We start from the raw sequence: 17,452 nt of genomic DNA on the forward strand, positions 1-17,452 counted from the left end.
GCCATGGTCACTCCCGTCATCGGCATCAGCATGTACCTGGAGCAGTCGGCCCGTTGGGGTGACTGGGAGATGCCGGCGGTGCTGCTGCCGGCCGCGTACGTCCATCTGGTCCAGCAGGCCGGGGGCCGGGCGGTGCTGCTCCCCGCCGACGTCCCCGAGGCCGCCGCGGAGGTGCTGGCGGGGCTGGACGGCGTCATCGTCGCGGGCGGCGGCGACGTGGCCCCCGAGCGCTACGGCGCCCGCCGCGATCCGCGTACGGGCCCGGCGGACCCGCAGCGCGACGCGTGGGAACTGGCGCTGGTCGAGGGCGCGTTGGCGTACGGGCTGCCGCTGCTGGGCATCTGCCGGGGCATGCAGCTGCTGAACGTGGCCTGCGGCGGCACGCTGCTCCAGCACCTGGACGGCCACCGGGGCCCCGCGGGCCGGATGGGCGAGCACGTGGTGACCCCGCTGGCGGGCACCCGCCTGGCGGAGATCTTCCCCGCCCCCACGGCCGTCCCGACCTACCACCACCAGGCGGTGGACGTCCTCGCCCCCCGGCTGACGGCCTCGGCCCGCGCCCAGGACGGCACGGTGGAGGCGGTGGAGCTGGCGGGCCCCGTCTTCACGCTCGGCGTCCAGTGGCATCCGGAGATGGGCGCGGACACCCGGCTGGCGGAGGCGTTCATCCGCGCGACAGCGCGTCCCGGCACGCCCGGTCCGCCCGCCGTGTGCTCTCCGGCAGCCGGAAGCCCCCCGCGGTGAGCGCCAGCGTGTACGCGCACGCCTCCGCCAGCCCCACCCGGTGCCCCACGGACACGTAGACGGGCTTGACCCCGGCCCGCGTCCGCACCGCCCGCCCCACGACCTCTTCGCCGTCCGTCAGCGCGGCCGTCGCGCCCCGCTCCGGCCCCAACTCGCCGTGCCGGTAGAGGAACGGCGACTTGGCCACCCCGAAGCACGGCAGGTCGAGCAGCACCCCGAGATGCACCGCCAGCCCCACCCGCCGCGGATGGGCGTACCCGTACCCGTCGCAGACGAGCAGGTCGGGCCGGCGGGAGAGACCCGCCATCGCGTCCAGCACCGGCGGGATCTCCCGGAACGCCAACAGCCCCGGCACATAGGGGAACTTGGCCTCCCCCACCGCGGTCGCCTGCTCCACCACCTCCAGCGTGCCCGCGTCCAGCACCACCACCGCGGCCGCGACCCGCTCGCCCTCCACCTGGTAGGCCACGTCGACCCCGGCGATCAGCCGCACCCCTTCGGGCCCCGGCCCCACCGCATCGGCCCGCTCCCGGATCCCCGCCTGCACCGCCAGCGCCTCGGCCTCGGTCCGCGGCCAGCCGTCCATCGCCCACTCCCCCCGTACGCCGTACGCGCCCACGCGCCCCGGCCCCCTGTCACACCCGTGCGGCATCATGCCAACGTGACCCGACGCCTCATGCTCCTCGACACCGCAAGTCTCTACTTCCGCGCCTACTTCGGCGTGCCCGAGTCGATCCGGGCCCCCGACGGTACCCCGGTCAACGCCGTCCGCGGCCTCCTGGACTTCATCGCCCGACTGGTCCAGGACCACCGCCCCGACGACCTCGTCGCCTGCATGGACGCCGACTGGCGCCCCCAGTGGCGGGTGGACCTCATCCCCTCCTACAAGGCGCACCGGGTGGTGGAGGAGCGATCGGGCGCGGCCGATGTGGAGGAGGTCCCCGACACCCTCTCGCCCCAGGTCCCGATCATCGAGGAGGTCCTGGACGCCCTCGGCATCGCCCGCGTCGGTGTCGCGCCCTACGAGGCGGACGACGTGATCGGCACGCTGACCGGGCGGGCGAAGGGCCCGGTGGACATCGTCACGGGCGACCGCGACCTCTTCCAGCTCATCGACGACGCCCGCGGCGTGCGCGTGGTCTACCCGGTGAAGGGCGTGGGCAACGCCACGCTGATGGACGAGGCGGCGCTGCGCGCCAAGTACGGGGTGGACGGCCCGGGTTACGTGGACTTCGCGCTGCTGCGCGGCGACCCCAGCGACGGCCTGCCGGGCGTGGTGGGCGTCGGGGAGAAGACGGCGGCCAAGCTCGTCGACGCCTACGGCGACCTCGCCGGGATCCTGGCGGCCGTGGCCGACCCGGCGTCCGCGCTGACCCCCGCGCAGCGCCGGCGGCTGGACGAGGCGCGCCCGTACCTCGCGGTGGCGCCGACGGTCGTCACCGTGGCCCCGGACGTCCCCCTCCCGGCCTACGATCCGGCGCTGCCCACCGCCCCGGCGCGGCCCGAGCGGCTGGCGGAGCTGTCGGAGCGCTGGGGCCTGGGCGGCTCGCTGACCCGGGTGCGCCAGGCACTGCGGTGGGAGGACTGACGGGGGCTGCCCAGCCGGTCGCCTCCCCAACCCCGAGTGGCCCAATCGACGGCCTTCCGGCTCCCCTCACACCCCCAGGAGGTGTTAGCTTAGGCAAGCCTAAGTGATCGTGTGAGGGGAGCCCCGAGGTGGCGCAGCGTCCGGCCCGCAAGAAGGCCCAGGTCAACACCGCCGAGGTGGTACGGACCGAGCGCCTGACCCCGCATCTGATGCGGGTGGTCCTGGGCGGTGAGACCTTGCGCGGGCTCGGTGTGGGCGAGTTCACGGACCACTACGTCAAACTGCTCTTCCCGGCCGAGGGCACGACGCTCCCCGACTCCCCCGAGCCCTTCGACCTGGAGGCGCTGCGCCGCGAACTGCCCCGCCAGCAGTGGCCCGTCACCCGCACGTACACCGTGCGCCGCTGGGACCCGCGGGCCCTGGAGCTGACGATCGACTTCGTGGTCCACGGCGACGAGGGACGGGCCGGCCCCTGGGCACTGCGCGCCCGGCCCGGCGAGCGGGTGCACTTCCTCGGCCCGGGCGGCGCCTACGCCCCCGACCCCGCGGCCGACTGGCACCTGCTGGCCGGCGACGAGAGCGCGCTGCCCGCCATCGCCGCCTCCCTGGAGCACCTCCCGCCGGGCGCCCGCGCGTACGCCTTCCTGGAGGTCACCGGCCCCGGCGAGCAGCTGCCGCTGGCAGCCCCCGAGGGCGTCGAGGTGACCTGGCTGCACCGGGGCGCCGAGCGGGTGGGCTCCCGACTGGTCGACGCGGTACGGGAGTTCGCCTTCCCCGCCGGCCGGGTGCACGCCTTCGTCCACGGCGAGGCGGCCATGGTCAAGGAGCTGCGCCACCTGCTGCGCCTGGAGCGCGGCATCCCGCGCGAGGACCTGTCGATCTCCGGCTACTGGCGCCTCGGCCACACCGAGGAGGGCTGGCGCGCGGTCAAGCAGGACTGGAACGCCCGCATCGAAGCCGAACAGGAAACCCCGCCGGCGGCAGCGGCGTAGCAGCCGGCACGCGGGCGGCGCACTGGCCGCCGCCCGCGCACCCGCCCGATCAGCCGACCGAGCTGTACGCCACCACTCCGCGCCGCAGTCCGTCCACGGCCTTGCGCGCGTTCGTCGCCACGGTGGAGCCTTCGGGCGCGGCCTGGGCGATCTGCCCCAGCACGTCGATGAGCTGCTTGTTCCACCGCACGAAGTCGCCGGCCGGCATCTCCGCCTCGTTCAGCACGGCATCCAGGGACTTCCCCGACGCCCACTGGTGGGCGGCCCAGGCGAAGCCGAAGTCCGGCTCGCGCTGGCCCACGCCGTCCGCCTGGTCGATGCGGTGCTGCTCCTCCAGGGCGTCCAGGCGCCCCCAGATCCGCACCATCTCGCCGAGCGCCGCGCGCGCGGCGCCACCGGGCAGCTTCGGCGGGACCGCGTCGTCGGACTGCCGCGCCTCGTACACCAGCGCGGAGGCGCAGGCGGCCAGCTCGGCCGGGCCCAGGCCCTCCCAGACGCCCTCGCGCAGGCACTCGGCGGCCAGCAGGTCCAACTCGCCGTAGAGGCGGGCGAGTCGGCGCCCGTGGTCGGTGACCTCGTCGCCGTGCAGGTAGCCCAGCTCGGCGAGCATGGCGTAGACCCGGTCGAAGGTCCGCGCGATGGTGTTCGTCCGCCCCTCGATGCGGCGCTCCAGCTGCCGGGTGTCGCGCCGCAGCCGGTCGAAGCGCTCCGCCCAGCGGGCGTGGTCCTCGCGGTCGTCGCAGCCGTGGCAGGGGTGGCGGCGCAACTCCTCGCGCAGGCTCGCCAGTTCGGAGTCGTCGGCGGCCGGCGCGCGCCGCTTGCGCTGGCGCTCGGGCTCGAAGTGGCCGACCTTGGTACGCAGCGCGGAGGCCAGGTCGCGGCGCGACTGGGGGCTCCTGGCGTTGAAGGACTTGGGGATGCGCATCCGCTCCAGCGGCTCCACCGGCACGGGGAAGTCGGCGGCGTTGAGCCGCTTGACCTGCCGGTCGGCGGTGAGCACCAGCGGGCGCGGCCCGTCGAAGTGGTCGGCGCCGCGCTGCCCGGCGGTCCGCCCCGGCACCAGCCCCGGGTCCAGCACCAGCGCCAGCCCCGCGAACCTCCCCGTCGGCACGTGGATCACGTCGCCCGGCTTCAGCCGCTCCAGCGCGGTGTGCGCGGCGGCGCGGCGCTGGGCGGCGCCCTGCCTGGCCAGCTCGTTCTCCCGGTCCTTCAGCTTCCTGCGCAGCGCGGCGTACTCGTCGAAGTCGCCGAGGTGGCAGGTCATGGCCTCCTGGTAGCCCTCCAGCCCCTCCTCGTTCTTCTGCACCTGCCGGGAGATCCCGACCACCGAGCGGTCGGCCTGGAACTGCGCGAAGGAGGTCTCCAGCAGCTCGCGCGAGCGGTGGCGCCCGAACTGGGAGACCAGGTTGACCGCCATGTTGTACGAGGGGCGGAAGGAGGAGCGCAGCGGATAGGTCCGCGTACTGGCCAGGCCCGCGAGGTGCTCGGGGCTCATGTCGCGCTGCCAGAGCACCACCGCGTGGCCCTCGACGTCGATGCCGCGCCGCCCGGCCCGCCCGGTGAGCTGCGTGAACTCACCCGGGGTGATGTCGGCGTGCGTCTCGCCGTTCCACTTGACGAGCTTCTCCAGCACCACGGAGCGCGCCGGCATGTTGATGCCCAGCGCGAGGGTCTCGGTGGCGAAGACGGCCTTGACCAGGCCCTTGACGAAGAGCTCCTCGACGATCTCCTTGAAGGTGGGCAGCATGCCCGCGTGGTGCGCGGCGATGCCCCGCTCCAGCCCCTCCAGCCACTCGAAGTAGCCCAGGACGTTGAGGTCCTCGCGCGGGATCGCGGCGGTACGCGCCTCGACGATCTCGCGGACCCGCAGCCGGGCGGCGTCGTCGTTGAGCCGCAGCCCCGAGTAGAGGCACTGCTGCACGGCGGCCTCGCAGCCGGCCCGGCTGAAGATGAACGTGATCGCCGGCAGCAGCCCCTCCGCGTCGAGGCGCTCGATGACCTCCGCGCGGCTGGGCGTCCAGACCCGGCTGCGCGAGCGGCGCTCGCGCTCGCGGTCGGCCTCGCGCATGGCACGCCGCGAGCGGCCGTACGTGGGACGCGGGGTGTCCATCCGCGCCAGCTTCAGCAGATCGGGGTTGACCTCGCGGGAGGAGGGCGCGGTGGCGCCCTGCTTCTCCTCGTACAGGTCGTACATCTTCCGGCCGGCCATCACGTGCTGCCAGAGCGGCACCGGCCGGTGCTCGGAGACGATCACCTCGGTGTCGCCGCGCACGGTGTCGAGCCAGGCGCCGAACTCCTCGGCGTTGGAGACGGTCGCGGAGAGCGAGACGAGGGTGACGGACTCCGGCAGATGGATGATGACCTCCTCCCAGACCGCGCCGCGGAAGCGGTCGGAGAGGTAGTGGACCTCGTCCATCACGACGTAGCCGAGGCCGTCGAGGGCGCGCGAGCCCGCGTAGAGCATGTTGCGCAGGACCTCGGTGGTCATCACGATGATCGGGGCGTCGGCGTTGACGGAGTTGTCGCCGGTGAGCAGGCCGACCTTGTCGGCGCCGTAGCGCTTGACCAGGTCGCCGTACTTCTGGTTCGACAGGGCCTTGATGGGCGTGGTGTAGAAGCACTTGCGGCCCTCGGCGAGCGCCTGGTGCACGGCGAACTCGCCGACGATCGTCTTCCCGGAGCCGGTGGGCGCCGCGACGAGCACGCCCTTTCCGGACTCCATCGCCTCGCAGGCCTCCACCTGGAAGTCGTCGAGGTCGAAGTCGTAGAGCTCGCGGAAGGAGGCGAGCGAGGTGGCCTGGTCTGCGGCGCGAAGCCGCGAGGCGGCGTAGGCCTCGGCGGGTGAGAGCTCGTCGGTCATATGCCTTCGAGCCTACCCGTCCGCACCGACAGCGCACCCGATCTTTTCACGGGCGGCGCCGCGGCCAAGAGCCGGGCCCCGGCCGCCCTCAGGTCACGTCGTCGTAGCCACCGCGCCGCGCCACTCCGGCGCCGTCGGCGTCCCCGGCCGCCTGCTCGGGCAGGTGGGCGGCGGCGGAGACGGGCTCGACCCCGCCGATCGCCTCCGGGGTGAGGTCGAGGTCGGAGGCCTCGTCGTCGTCGGGCTCCAGCGCCTCGCGCCGGGCCCGGCGGCGGTCGTTGAGCAGGGAGAAGCCGCAGGCGGCGAAGTACAGGACGATCACCGGGCCGGCCAGCCCGAACATGCCCACGGGGTCGGTGCTGGGCGTGGCGACCGCACCGAAGGTGACGATGCCCATGATCATCCAACGCCACCAGCCGAGCATCCTCCGGCCGCTGACCGCGCCGCCCAGGTTCAGCAGCACCAGCACGAGCGGCAGTTCGAAGGAGAGGCCGAAGACCACGACCATCCGGGTCAGCAGGTCCAGGAACTCCGGCAGCGGCAGGAGGTTCTTGGTGTCGTCCGGTGTGAACTCCAGCAGCACCTCGGCCGTGGTCGGCAGGATCGCGTAGGCGAAGTAGGCGCCGCAGAGGAACAGCGGCACGCCCGCGGCCACGAACCACATCGAGTACTTCTTCTCGTGCCGGTGCAGCCCCGGCGCGAGGAAGGCCCACAGCTGGAAGAGCCAGACCGGCGTGGAGGCGACCAGGCCGGTCATGAAGGAGACCTTCAGCATGGTCGTGAACGGGGAGATGAGGCCGTTCATGGTGAAGTCGGCGCACTGCTTCTTGGCCCCGATGTCGGAGACCTTCAGCCCGTCCGGACAGCCCACCGCGTCCAGCACGGGCGCCATCAGGAAGTCGACGATGTCCCGGTAGAAGAAGAGCGCGACGATCGTCACGACCAGGATCGCGCCGACCGCCCGGATCAGCCGGTCCCGAAGCTCCCGAAGGTGCTCCGCGAGGGGCATCCGCCCCTCGGGATCCTTGTCTGTGCCCTCGTTGCTGCGGGCGGACTTGAGCAACCCACGTCCTCATCTCGTGCGGCGAGCCGTCCCCGGCCGCCGGTCCTGCGTACGGCCCCGCGCCCCGGCGGAGCCGACGGTCAGCGCTGCGCCTGGGTGTCGGTCGGCTCGGCGACGGGTCGCGAGCTGGTCACGTCGCCGGGCGCGGCCTGGATGGTCTTGGGGGCGGGCTGCGGCGGGTCCGCCGGAGCCGCCGCGGTGTCGCTGCCCTCGGACTTCATCGCCTTGGCCTCGCTCTTGAGGATGCGGGCGGACTTGCCGAGGGAGCGGGCCATCTCGGGAAGCTTCTTCGCGCCGAAGAGCAGGATGATGACGACGAGGATGAGGATGATCTCCGTCGGGCCGAGCCGTCCGAACATAAGCTTCTACCTTCTCACCGAGGCGGCTGGGGTATCCCCTGCTCAACGAGCCTGGGGAAGGGTCTGGCTGCGATCGTAACCCGCGTGGGTGAACGTCAGGCAATGCTCCGGCGTGCACCGGGTTGCGGCCCCCGCCTCACTGCTGGGCGCAACCGGATGAAGCGTACCTCCCGGCCCGCCGGTATAACAGGTCACCTGCCGGGGCCGGCGTCCTTCACCAGGGGTGTTGCCGCTTTTTCGACCTCGGCGGCGGCCTGGGCGACGGCCCGGGAGGCCGCCTCGACCCGCTGGGAGAGCCTGCCGACCTCCAGCCAGACCCGCGCGGCCGCCACCGCGAGCACCGCCAGTCCGATCGCACTCAGCGCGATCGCCGTCATCGGCCACAGCACCTCGGCTCACTCCTCCACATAGGCTTCGAGGGCCTGTACGGCCGCCCGCCTCGCGCTCTCGGCCAGCTCTCCCGGCGACACGATGCGCCCGTCGCGCCCCAGCCGCAGCGCCAGGCGCCGCAGCGAGGAGGGGTCGGGCGCCCGCAGGGTGATGCGCAGGCCCCCGTCGGGCAGCTCCTGCGCACCCTCGTGCGGGTAGTACTCCGCGACCCAGCGCCCGCCCGGCCCGACCTCGACCACGACCTCGGGGTCGTCCTCGGTCGTACGCACCAGGCTCTCGCCCAGGTCCCGCGGCTCCACCTGCGGCGGGTCGGCCGGCAGGTCCAGCATCCGGATCTCGGCGACCCGGTCCAGCCGGAAGGTGCGCCGCGCCTCGGAGAGCCGGCACCAGGCCTCCAGGTACGTCCGGCCCACGGTGAACAGCCGGATCGGGTCGACCTCGCGCTCGGTCAGCTCGTCGCGCGCGGGCGAGTAGTACGTCAGCCGCAGCCGGCGCCGCTGGGCGATGGCCCGGTCGACCTCGGCGAAGACGCCGCCCTCGGACTCGAAGGTCACCGTGAGGCTCGCACTGGCGTCCGCCATCTCCCCGGCCGCCGCCTCCAGCTTCGCGGTGGCCCGCAGCAGCGCCTGCCGGTCGCCCTCGCGCAGCCCCGGCAGTGTCGCCACCGCGCGGGCCGCCACCAGCAGCGCGGTGGCCTCGTCGGCGGCCAGCCGCAGCGGCTCGCCCGTGGACGTCGCCTCCGGGTTGCGGAACCAGACCCGCTCACCGTCGGTGTCGATGTCCAGCAGGTCCCCGCCGCGGAAGCTCGTCCCGCACATGGGCAGTACGTTCAGATCGCGGATCAGCTCGGCCTCGGTGATGCCGAAGGCGCGGGCGACGTCGGCGACGTACGAGCCGTCGCGCTCGCGCAGATAGGTCACCAGCGACAGCATCCGCCGCGTCTGGTCGATCGCGTTGGCCACAGCTCAGCCCTTCGCCACGGCACGCAGCCGGTCCACCACGTCGGCCCGCAGATCGGCCGGCTCCAGCACCACCACATCGGGCCCGAACTCCACCAGCCAGGCGTCGAGCCCGTGCCCGTAGGGAATCTCCAGCTCGTCCCAGCCGGGCTCGGCGGCCTCCCGGCTTCCCACGGCCCGCGCGCGCAGCGGATAGCCGGCGCCGGCGCGCAGCCGGATCAGCGCGGTGCGGTCGGCGATCTCGCCGGCCCAGCGCTCCACGGTCTCGCGGATCTCGACCCGGTCGGGCACCTCGCGGGTGAAGTCCTGCCCCCTGCTGCGGACCCGGCCGGTGATACGCGAGAGGCGGAAGACCCGCTCGGCCAGCCGCTCGCGGTCCCAGCCGGCCAGATACCACTGCCCGCGCCAGCACTCCAGCTGCCAGGGCTCCACATGGCGCGACTCCGGCCGTACCGCGGCGGCCTTGCGGTAGTCGAAGGCGACCGGCCGGCGGTCCCGGCAGGCCAGCATCAGCGGCTCGAAGGCCGCCTCCCGCGCGGGGATGCGCGGCTCGATGGCGCTGTGCTCGCCCCACGGCTCGTCGGTGACCGGCATCCCGGCCGCCCGCAGCTTCTGCAGCGCGCCGCTGGCCGCCCCGGCCAGCCGGGCGTGCTGCCACACCTTCGCCGCCACCCCGAGCGCGGCGGCCTCCTCGGCGTCCAGCGCGATGGGGGGCAGCCGGTTGCTGTCGCGGCGCGCGAGATAGCCCGTGTCGCCGTCGAAGCCCTCGACGGTCTCGATGACCAGGCCCAGCTCCCGCAGATCGTCCTTGTCCCGCTCGAACATGCGGTTGAAGGCCTCGTCGCCGGAGGTGTCACCCGGCTGGGTGGGAGCGGCCTCGATGTACGCCTCGATGGACCCGCGCAGCTCACGCTTGCTCAGCGGGCGCCGCGTGCTGAGCAGGCACAGCGCCAGGTTCATCAGCCGCTCGGCCTTGGCGATCGCCATCGCTGTCCCCGCCCCCTTCGCATCCGGCCGCGTACGCGGCTCCACCGCACGACGTTACCGTGCCGCACAGCCCGCACCAAAGCGCCGTCGTCTTCTCCCCCGCCCCGGCCTCCCCGGGCCTTCCCCGTGGTAGGGACGCGAAAGGGCCCGGGGGCGGCGCCCCCGGGCCCTTCACCGCGCGGTCCCTCAGACGGAGACCAGGTCGCAGACGAAGATCAGCGTCTCGCCGGGCGCGATCTTGCCGCCGGCGCCGCGGTCGCCGTAGGCCAGGTGCGGCGGGATGACCAGCTGGCGGCGCCCGCCGACCTTCATGCCCTGGACACCCTGGTCCCAGCCCGGGATGACCTGGCCGACACCGAGCTGGAAGCGCAGCGGGGTGCCCCGGTTCCAGCTGGCGTCGAACTCCTCGCCCGTGCCGTAGGCGACACCGACGTAGTGGACCTCCACCATGTCGCCGGCCTTGGCCTCCGGGCCGTCGCCCTCCCAGACGTCCTTGATCTCCAGCTCGGCCGGCGGCTCGCCACCCGGGAAGTCGATTTCGGGCTTCTCGATGCTCACGTCACTTGCTCCTCAGGGGATACAGCTTCAATCCACTTCAAAAGGCACAGTCTTCCAGACACCCGCGGGCAGCCGGTGGACCGACCACCCGGTATCGGGCCGGTGTCAGACGGTGCCGACGATGTCCACGACGAAGACCAGCGTCTTCTTCGCCAGCTCGTGGCCCTGCGACTCGCCGTAGGCCAGCTTCGGCGGAATCACCAGCAGCACCCGGTCGCCCACGTTCTTGCCGACGAGCGCCTGGTCCCAGCCCTTGACGACGGAACCGGTGCCGATCTGGAAGGCGGAGGCGCCGCCGTGGTCCCAGGACGAGTCGAACTTCTTGCCGTCCTCCCACGCGACACCGGTGTACTGGGCGATCAGGCCCTCACCGGCCTTGACCTTCGGCCCGTCGCCCTTGATGAGGACCTGCTCCTGCAGAGTGGCCGGCGGCTTCTCGCCCTTGGGAATGGTGATCTCCGCGGGCTTCTGGCTCGGGACGTTCACCTTGATCCCCAGCTCGGGGGTGGCCATCGTGCCCTTGGCCTCGGCCTTCGCGTCGGCGGAGGCGGCGCCCGCCACGTCGATCGCCCACACCAGGCCGTCGGTCCCCTTGATGCCGGACTGCGGGTTCAGGTTCTCCCCCACCAGGTCCTTGGCACTGCCCTCCACCAGCAGCCGGGTGCCGACCTTCTGGCCGATCACGGCGTCGAGGACCTTCGGCGGCAGCATCGGGTTCTGCTCACCGGTCTTGGCGACGACCTGCGCGTGCGGGCCGCTGCCCTTGGCCTGATCCCAGGTACCGCCCAGATTGCGGCTGTCCTTCATCGCCACGCCGGAGAAGTCCAGGCGCACGTAGTCGCCCTTCTTCACCTCCGTGCCCGAGCCCTCCACCACCGGCTTGACCACGACCTTCGACGGAGCGGTCGCGTCCGAGGGGACCTTGATCGTCGGCTTCTTGCCGAAGGAGCCCGACACCGTCGACACCGCGGCGGAGGCGTTGGTCCCCTTGTCGGAGCCGGAGGAGTCATCGGATCCGCAGGCGGCGGTGAACAGCAGGGTCGGCACGGCCAGAGCCGCGACGACACGCGTCTTGTTGCTGAGCTTCATGAAACCAACTCGCGAGTAGGGGGCGGGCAGTCCCGGCCACTCTACGGCCTGGGCCGCCCGCCCCTCCGGCTCACGTGCCGATGCGCGGGGGTCCACCTGGGTGGAGCACGATCACATCCCGGCGATCAGCTTTTCGACCCGGTCGTCCACCGAGCGGAACGGGTCCTTGCACAGCACCGTGCGCTGCGCCTGGTCGTTCAGCTTCAGATGCACCCAGTCCACCGTGAAGTCACGGCGCTGCTCCTGGGCCCGGCGGATGAAGTCGCCGCGCAGCCGCGCCCGGGTGGTCTGCGGCGGCACGGACTTGCCCTCGAAGATCTTCAGGTCGTTGCAGACCCGCGCCGCCTGGCCCCGCTTCTCCAGCAGGTAGTACAGCCCCCGCCGGCGGTGGATGTCGTGGTACGCGAGGTCTATCTGCGCGATCCGCGGATGCGAGAGGGTGATGTTGTTCTTCGCGCGGTAGCGCTCGATCAGATGGTGCTTCATCACCCAGTCGATCTCCGTGGAGATCTTGTCCAGCTGCTCGGTGCGGATCGCGTCCAGCGTGCGCCCCCACAGCTCCAGCACCTGCTCGGTGACGCCGGTGCGGATGCCGCGCCGCTCGCAGAAGTCGACCGCCTTCTCGTAGTACTCCTGCTGCACCTCCAGCGCGGAGGCCTCGCGTCCGCTGGCCAGGCGCACCTTGCGCTGGCCCGTCATGTCGTGGCTGACCTCGCGGATCGCCCGGATCGGGTTCTCCAGGGTGAGGTCGCGCATCACCGTGCCGGCCTCGATCATCCGCAGCACCAGGTCGGTCGCGCCGACCTTGAGCAGCATCGTCGTCTCCGACATGTTCGAGTCGCCGACGATCACGTGGAGCCTGCGGTAGCGCTCGGCGTCGGCGTGCGGCTCGTCGCGGGTGTTGATGATGGGGCGCGAGCGGGTCGTCGCGGAGCTGACGCCCTCCCAGATGTGCTCGGCGCGCTGGCTGACGCAGTAGACGGCCCCGCGGGGCGTCTGCAGCACCTTGCCCGCGCCGCAGATCAGCTGCCGGGTGACCAGGAAGGGGATGAGGATGTCGGCCAGGCGGGAGAACTCCCCGTGCCGGGCGACCAGGTAGTTCTCGTGGCAGCCGTAGGAGTTGCCGGCGGAGTCGGTGTTGTTCTTGAAGAGGTAGACGTCGCCTGCGATCCCCTCCTCGTGCAGCCGGCGTTCGGCGTCCACGAGGAGGCCCTCGAGAATACGCTCGCCCGCCTTGTCGTGGGTGACCAGTTCAATCAGGTTGTCGCATTCCGGAGTTGCGTATTCCGGGTGTGAGCCCACATCGAGGTACAGGCGGGCTCCGTTGCGCAGGAAGACGTTGCTGCTTCGGCCCCAGGAGACAACTCGGCGGAAGAGGTACCGCGCCACCTCATCAGGGGACAGACGACGCTGCCCCCTGAACGTGCACGTGACGCCGTACTCGTTCTCCAGCCCGAAGATTCGGCGGTCCATGACTGAACATTACGCCTGATGGCCTCTTATGAAACCGGGTTGGGCGACGGCGATTCGATCTTTTCGCCAATTCCGGCGCCCGGGCGGCACGCGGCGGCAAGGGGGAGGCCGCGCCCCCCGGGCACGGCGAAGCCGCTCCCGGCACCGACCTCGGTCGGATGCCGGAAGCGGCACGTGCCGCCGTGCGCCAGGCCGCTCGCGGCTACTTGCCGTCCTCCGGGGCATCCGGCAGATCGCCCACGGTGTCCGCCGGGTCCTCGGCGGTGTCCTGGGCGCCGTCCTGGGCGCCCTCGCTCTCCGGCGGCCCGTCCTCTGCCGCCACTGGCGCCTCGGGCTCCTTGGCGCCATCCAGCAGCCGTGTCAGCTGCGGGCCCAGGATCCGCTTGAACTTGCGCTGCTGGGGGCGCCGGCGGTCCAGCACGGCCACCTCCAGCTGATCGGCCGTCAGCGTGCGCTCACCGCCGTTGCTGTCCCGCGTCAGCGACTCCACGGCCAGCTTCAGCGCCTCCGCGAGCGTCATGCCCTCGCGGTGGCGCTGGTCGAGATAGCTGCTGATCTGGTCCGCGTTGCCGCCGACCGCCACCGAGCCGTGCTCGTCGACGATCGAGCCGTCGTGCGGCAGCCGGTAGATCTGGTCGTCCGCCGGCCCCTCCCCGACCTCGGCGACGATCAGCTCCACCTCGTAGGGCTTCTCGGCCACGGAGGAGAAGATCGTGCCCAGCGTCTGGGCGTAGACGTTCGCCAGACCGCGGGCCGTGACGTCGTCGCGGTCGTAGGTGTACCCCCGCAGATCGGCGTAGCGCACCCCGCCGATGCGCAGGTTCTCGAACTCGTTGTACTTGCCGACCGCCGCGAAGGCGATCCGGTCGTAGATCTCGCTGATCTTGTGCAGCGCGCGGGAGGGGTTCTCGGCGACGAAGAGGATGCCGTCCGCGTACTGCAGGACGACCACGCTGCGACCGCGCGCGATGCCCTTGCGGGCGTACTCGGCGCGATCCTGCATCGCCTGCTGGGGTGAGACATAGAACGGGGTCGACACCGGCTATCCGTCCCTTTCACTGCGTCCGATACGCGGCTCGCGCCGCCTGGGTCCGTCCATCGGGCTAGAGCACCGCGGCGCGCGGGCCGTCCGGGTTCTCGTGGCGGCGGTCGATCACCGAGCGGGCGATCTCCATCGCCTCCGACTCCGACAGGCGGCGGTAGCCCTCGTCCGTGATGACCGTGAGGATCGGGAAGATCCGCCGGGCCATGTCCGGGCCGCCGGTGGCCGAGTCGTCGTCCGCGGCGTCGTAGAGCGCCTGGACGGCGACCGTGACGGCCTCCTCCTCCGTGAGGTCCTCGCGGAAGAGCTTCTTGAGGCTGCCCCGGGCGAAGATGGAGCCCGAGCCCACGGCGGTGAAGCCCAGCTCCTCCGAGCGGCCGCCCGTCACGTCGTACGAGAAGATGCGGCCCTTGCCGCGGTTGAAGTCCCAGCCCGCGAAGAGCGGCACGACCGCGAGGCCCTGCATCGCCATGCCGAGGTTGGAACGGATCATCGTGGTGAGGCGGTTGGCCTTGCCCTCCAAGGAAAGGACGGCTCCCTCGACCTTCTCGAAGTGCTCCAGCTCCAGCTGGAAGAGCCGGACCATCTCCACCGCGAGGCCCGCGGTGCCGGCGATACCGATCGCCGAGTACTCGTCGGCCGGGAACACCTTCTCGATGTCCCGCTGGGCGATCATGTTGCCCATGGTGGCGCGGCGGTCACCGGCCAGGACCACGCCGCCGGGGAACGTCAGCGCCACGATCGTCGTGCCGTGCGGGGCCTCGATGACACCCTGGCCCTGCGGGAGCACCCGGCCGCCCGGCAGCACCTCGGGGGCGTGCCGCCCGAGGAAGTCGAGGAACGACGACGATCCGGGGGTCAGGAAGGCAGCCGGTAGACACCCGGTGCTGCGAGGGTTGGCTTCCACGGGTTTCCTTCCACGTAAGCGGCCGCACGCCCGATGGCGTCCGGCCGGTCCTTGAACTGCCCCAGGGCCGCGTCGCAGCCGAAGCACAGTACGCCACGGACCCTACCCGTCCCGTGGTCGTGATCAACGTGTTCTGGTCGTGCGGAAGGACAGATGACGCACACCCCGCCTTGGGCGGCGATGAGCCCCTCGCGCTCGGCCACGGTGATGCCGTACTTGCTTTTGAGATGCGCGGCCTGCTGGATCGTCACGCGACATGCCGCCTGCAAGCCGTCGGGCCTGGCGTAGTTCAACGCGAAAGCTTCCAGTGGCAGCATCCGCCGGCAGGCCGAGCATCTCTTCGTGCCCATGGGATCGATGTCTGATTTGAACTATTCCCCGCCCTTTTGGACGAAGCTGCGCACGAACTCCTCTGCGTTCTCTTCGAGCACATCATCGATTTCGTCCAGGACGGAGTCCACGTCGTCCGACAGCTTCTCCTGCCGTTCCTTCAGGTCGGACTGCTCCTCCGCCTGCGTCTCCTCGACCTCCTCCGAGGTCTTCGTCGCCTTCTTCTGTCCGCCGTCGGTGTCCTTGGTCGCCATGTCCCTCACCCCGCTCGGTCAGTCCGCGTACAAGATCAGTGCTGTAGACCCTACAAGCCGGGTCCGACATCGGCCCTGCGGTTACTACAACGCGCGAGTACCACCGTGGTGATTCCCGCTTCCGTGGATTTCAGCCCACTCGCGCCCCAGAGGTTGCGGTCAGCCGCCCGAGAGCATCCGCACCAGCTCCTCCGCCGTGCGGCAGCGGTCCAGGAGTTCCTTCACGTGGTTGCGCGTCCCGCGCAGCGGCTCCAGCGTGGGGACGCGCTGCAGGGAGTCCCGGCCGGGGAGGTCGAAGATCACGGAGTCCCAGGAGGCGGCCGCCACGTCGTCGGCGTACTGCTCCAGGCAGCGGCCGCGGAAGTAGGCGCGGGTGTCCTCCGGCGGCGCGGTACGGGCCCGCTCCACCTCGCCCTCGGCCAGCAGCCGCTTGATGCTGCCGCGGGCCACCAGGCGGTTGTAGAGGCCCTTGTCGGGGCGTACGTCGGCGTACTGGAGGTCGACGAGCTGCAGGCGCGCCGCGTCCCAGTCGAGGCCGTCGCGGCGCCGGTAGCCCTCCAGGAGCTTGAGCTTGGCGACCCAGTCCAGTTCGTCGGCGAGGCTCATGGGGTCGCGTTCGAGCCGGTTGAGGGTGTCCTCCCAGCGGGCGAGGACGTCCACGGTCTGCTCGTCGGCGTCGGTGCCGAAGCGGTCCTCGACGTATTTGCGGGCCAGCTCGCAGTACTCCATCTGGAGCTGTACGGCGGTGAGCGTACGGCCGCTGCGCAGCGTGATGAGCTGGGCGAGCTTCGGATCGTGGGAGACCTGGTGCAGGGTGCGCACCGGCTGGTCCACGGCGAGGTCCTGCGCGATGAAGTCGTCCTCGATCATGGACAGGACCAGGGCGGTGGTGCCGAGCTTGAGGTAGGTGGAGATCTCGGAGAGGTTCGCGTCGCCGATGATGACGTGCAGTCTGCGGTACTTCTCCGCGTCGGCGTGCGGCTCGTCGCGGGTGTTGATGATGGGCCGCTTCAGGGTGGTCTCCAGGCCGACCTCGACCTCGAAGTAGTCGGCGCGCTGGCTGAGCTGGAAGCCGTGCCTGGTGCCGTCCTGGCCGATTCCGACGCGGCCGGCACCGGTGACGACCTGGCGGGAGACGAAGAACGGTGTCAGGTGGCGCACGATGTCCGAGAAGGGGGTCTCCCGCTTCATCAGGTAGTTCTCGTGCGTGCCGTAGGAGGCGCCCTTGTTGTCGGTGTTGTTCTTGTAGAGGTGGATGGGCTGGGCCCCGGGGAGCTGGGCGGCGCGCTGGGCCGCCTCGGCCATGACGCGCTCGCCGGCCTTGTCCCAGAGGACGGCGTCGCGGGGGTTGGTCACCTCGGGGGAGGAGTACTCGGGGTGGGCGTGGTCGACGTAGAGCCGGGCGCCGTTGGTGAGGATCACGTTGGCGAGGCCGATGTCCTCGTCGGTGAGCTGGCTGGCGTCCGCGGCTTCCCGGGTCAGGTCGAAGCCGCGGGCGTCCCGCAGCGGGTTCTCCTCCTCGAAGTCCCAGCGGGCACGGCGCGCCCGGTGCATCGCCGCCGCATAGGCGTTGACGATCTGGGACGAGGTGAGCATGGCATTGGCGTTCGGGTGGCCCGGGACGGAGATCCCGTACTCCGTCTCGATGCCCATTACTCGCCGTACGGTCATGCGGCCCTCCTTGCCCGGCGCCGCCCTCAGCTCTGGGCGGCGCTCAAGTACCGCTGCGTGTCCGGCACGTTCCCGGTCGGCGCGCCGGTACCGAAGAGCCTAGAGCGCCTTTGCGGTGGTGGGGAGATCATTACGGTCTTTGCTTCGGCGCTGCGCGCCGCAGTCGCAAACAGGGTCCGGCCGCGC

Annotated in this window: 18 protein-coding genes; 3 read left to right on the forward strand and 15 right to left on the reverse strand. The window is 71.6% G+C overall.

From position 1 onward, the window contains the following. Positions 1–3 precede the first annotated feature (3 nt). Positions 4–744 (forward strand): gamma-glutamyl-gamma-aminobutyrate hydrolase family protein, encoded by a 741-nt coding sequence (locus ACFQLX_RS06770; protein WP_386413097.1) that lies wholly within the window; start codon positions 4–6, stop codon positions 742–744. Here ACFQLX_RS06770 and ACFQLX_RS06775 read toward each other — a convergent pair. Then, complete coding sequence (locus ACFQLX_RS06775; protein ID WP_386413148.1) at positions 665–1,330, reverse strand: endonuclease V; 666 nt, start codon at positions 1,328–1,330, stop codon at positions 665–667. The genes ACFQLX_RS06770 and ACFQLX_RS06775 overlap by 80 nt on opposite strands. Positions 1,331–1,420: 90 nt before the next feature. On the opposite strand from ACFQLX_RS06775, the gene ACFQLX_RS06780 reads away from it, so the two are divergent. Then, entirely contained in the window at positions 1,421–2,332 is a 912-nt protein-coding gene (locus ACFQLX_RS06780; RefSeq protein WP_386413150.1) for a 5'-3' exonuclease, read from the forward strand. Between the two features lie 128 nt (positions 2,333–2,460). Then, positions 2,461–3,324, forward strand: coding sequence for a siderophore-interacting protein (locus ACFQLX_RS06785; protein WP_386413098.1), 864 nt, complete (start codon positions 2,461–2,463; stop codon positions 3,322–3,324). A 49-nt stretch (positions 3,325–3,373) separates the two neighbouring features. Here the strand turns inward: ACFQLX_RS06785 and ACFQLX_RS06790 are convergent, their stop codons facing one another. The 14 genes from ACFQLX_RS06790 to dop form a co-directional block, all read right to left on the reverse strand. Beyond that, complete coding sequence (locus ACFQLX_RS06790) at positions 3,374–6,184, reverse strand: DEAD/DEAH box helicase (protein WP_386413099.1); 2,811 nt, start codon at positions 6,182–6,184, stop codon at positions 3,374–3,376. 88 nt (positions 6,185–6,272) lie between these two features. Beyond that, positions 6,273–7,247 carry a twin-arginine translocase subunit TatC gene (gene tatC, locus ACFQLX_RS06795; protein WP_386413101.1) on the reverse strand — a complete coding sequence of 325 codons (975 nt, stop codon included), beginning with the start codon at positions 7,245–7,247 and terminating at the stop codon, positions 6,273–6,275. Between the two features lie 80 nt (positions 7,248–7,327). Next, positions 7,328–7,606 carry a Sec-independent protein translocase subunit TatA gene (gene tatA / locus ACFQLX_RS06800; protein ID WP_386413102.1) on the reverse strand — a complete coding sequence of 93 codons (279 nt, stop codon included), beginning with the start codon at positions 7,604–7,606 and terminating at the stop codon, positions 7,328–7,330. Positions 7,607–7,797: 191 nt separating this feature from the next. Beyond that, entirely contained in the window at positions 7,798–7,995 is a 198-nt protein-coding gene (locus ACFQLX_RS06805; RefSeq protein WP_386413103.1) for a hypothetical protein, read from the reverse strand. A gap of 6 nt (positions 7,996–8,001) precedes the next feature. Next, a complete protein-coding gene (locus tag ACFQLX_RS06810) occupies positions 8,002–8,928 on the reverse strand; it encodes a helix-turn-helix transcriptional regulator (RefSeq protein ID WP_386413151.1) in 927 nt (308 codons plus the stop codon). Positions 8,929–8,961: 33 nt separating this feature from the next. Continuing rightward, the gene (locus tag ACFQLX_RS06815; RefSeq protein WP_386413104.1) at positions 8,962–9,942 is read right to left on the reverse strand and encodes a helix-turn-helix transcriptional regulator; all 981 of its coding nucleotides are present in this window, start codon (positions 9,940–9,942) and stop codon (positions 8,962–8,964) included. Positions 9,943–10,128: 186 nt separating this feature from the next. Next, entirely contained in the window at positions 10,129–10,500 is a 372-nt protein-coding gene (locus ACFQLX_RS06820) for an FKBP-type peptidyl-prolyl cis-trans isomerase (RefSeq protein WP_386413105.1), read from the reverse strand. A gap of 105 nt (positions 10,501–10,605) precedes the next feature. Further along, a complete protein-coding gene (locus tag ACFQLX_RS06825) occupies positions 10,606–11,589 on the reverse strand; it encodes an FKBP-type peptidyl-prolyl cis-trans isomerase (protein ID WP_386413106.1) in 984 nt (327 codons plus the stop codon). Positions 11,590–11,700: 111 nt separating this feature from the next. After that, on the reverse strand, positions 11,701–13,062 hold the full coding sequence (pafA, locus tag ACFQLX_RS06830) for a Pup--protein ligase (RefSeq protein WP_386413107.1): 1,362 nt from the start codon (positions 13,060–13,062) through the stop codon (positions 11,701–11,703). Positions 13,063–13,264: 202 nt separating this feature from the next. Beyond that, positions 13,265–14,101, reverse strand: a complete 837-nt coding sequence (gene prcA / locus ACFQLX_RS06835; protein WP_386413111.1) for a proteasome subunit alpha — start codon at positions 14,099–14,101, stop codon at positions 13,265–13,267. A 64-nt stretch (positions 14,102–14,165) separates the two neighbouring features. Continuing rightward, positions 14,166–15,011, reverse strand: a complete 846-nt coding sequence (gene prcB / locus ACFQLX_RS06840; RefSeq protein WP_386413113.1) for a proteasome subunit beta — start codon at positions 15,009–15,011, stop codon at positions 14,166–14,168. Beyond that, positions 14,963–15,304, reverse strand: a complete 342-nt coding sequence (locus ACFQLX_RS06845) for an endonuclease VII domain-containing protein (protein WP_386413115.1) — start codon at positions 15,302–15,304, stop codon at positions 14,963–14,965. Before ACFQLX_RS06845 ends, prcB begins: the two co-directional genes overlap by 49 nt. A 78-nt stretch (positions 15,305–15,382) precedes the next feature. After that, positions 15,383–15,595: a ubiquitin-like protein Pup gene (locus tag ACFQLX_RS06850; protein WP_386413116.1), complete on the reverse strand. Its 213-nt coding sequence runs from the start codon at positions 15,593–15,595 to the stop codon at positions 15,383–15,385. A 159-nt stretch (positions 15,596–15,754) separates the two neighbouring features. Then, positions 15,755–17,266, reverse strand: a complete 1,512-nt coding sequence (gene dop, locus ACFQLX_RS06855; protein ID WP_386413117.1) for a depupylase/deamidase Dop — start codon at positions 17,264–17,266, stop codon at positions 15,755–15,757. Between the last annotated feature and the right edge of the window lie 186 nt (positions 17,267–17,452).

It is taken from the genome of Streptomyces polyrhachis (genome assembly GCF_042663125.1).
GTDB classification, from domain to species: domain Bacteria; phylum Actinomycetota; class Actinomycetes; order Streptomycetales; family Streptomycetaceae; genus Streptomyces; species Streptomyces polyrhachii.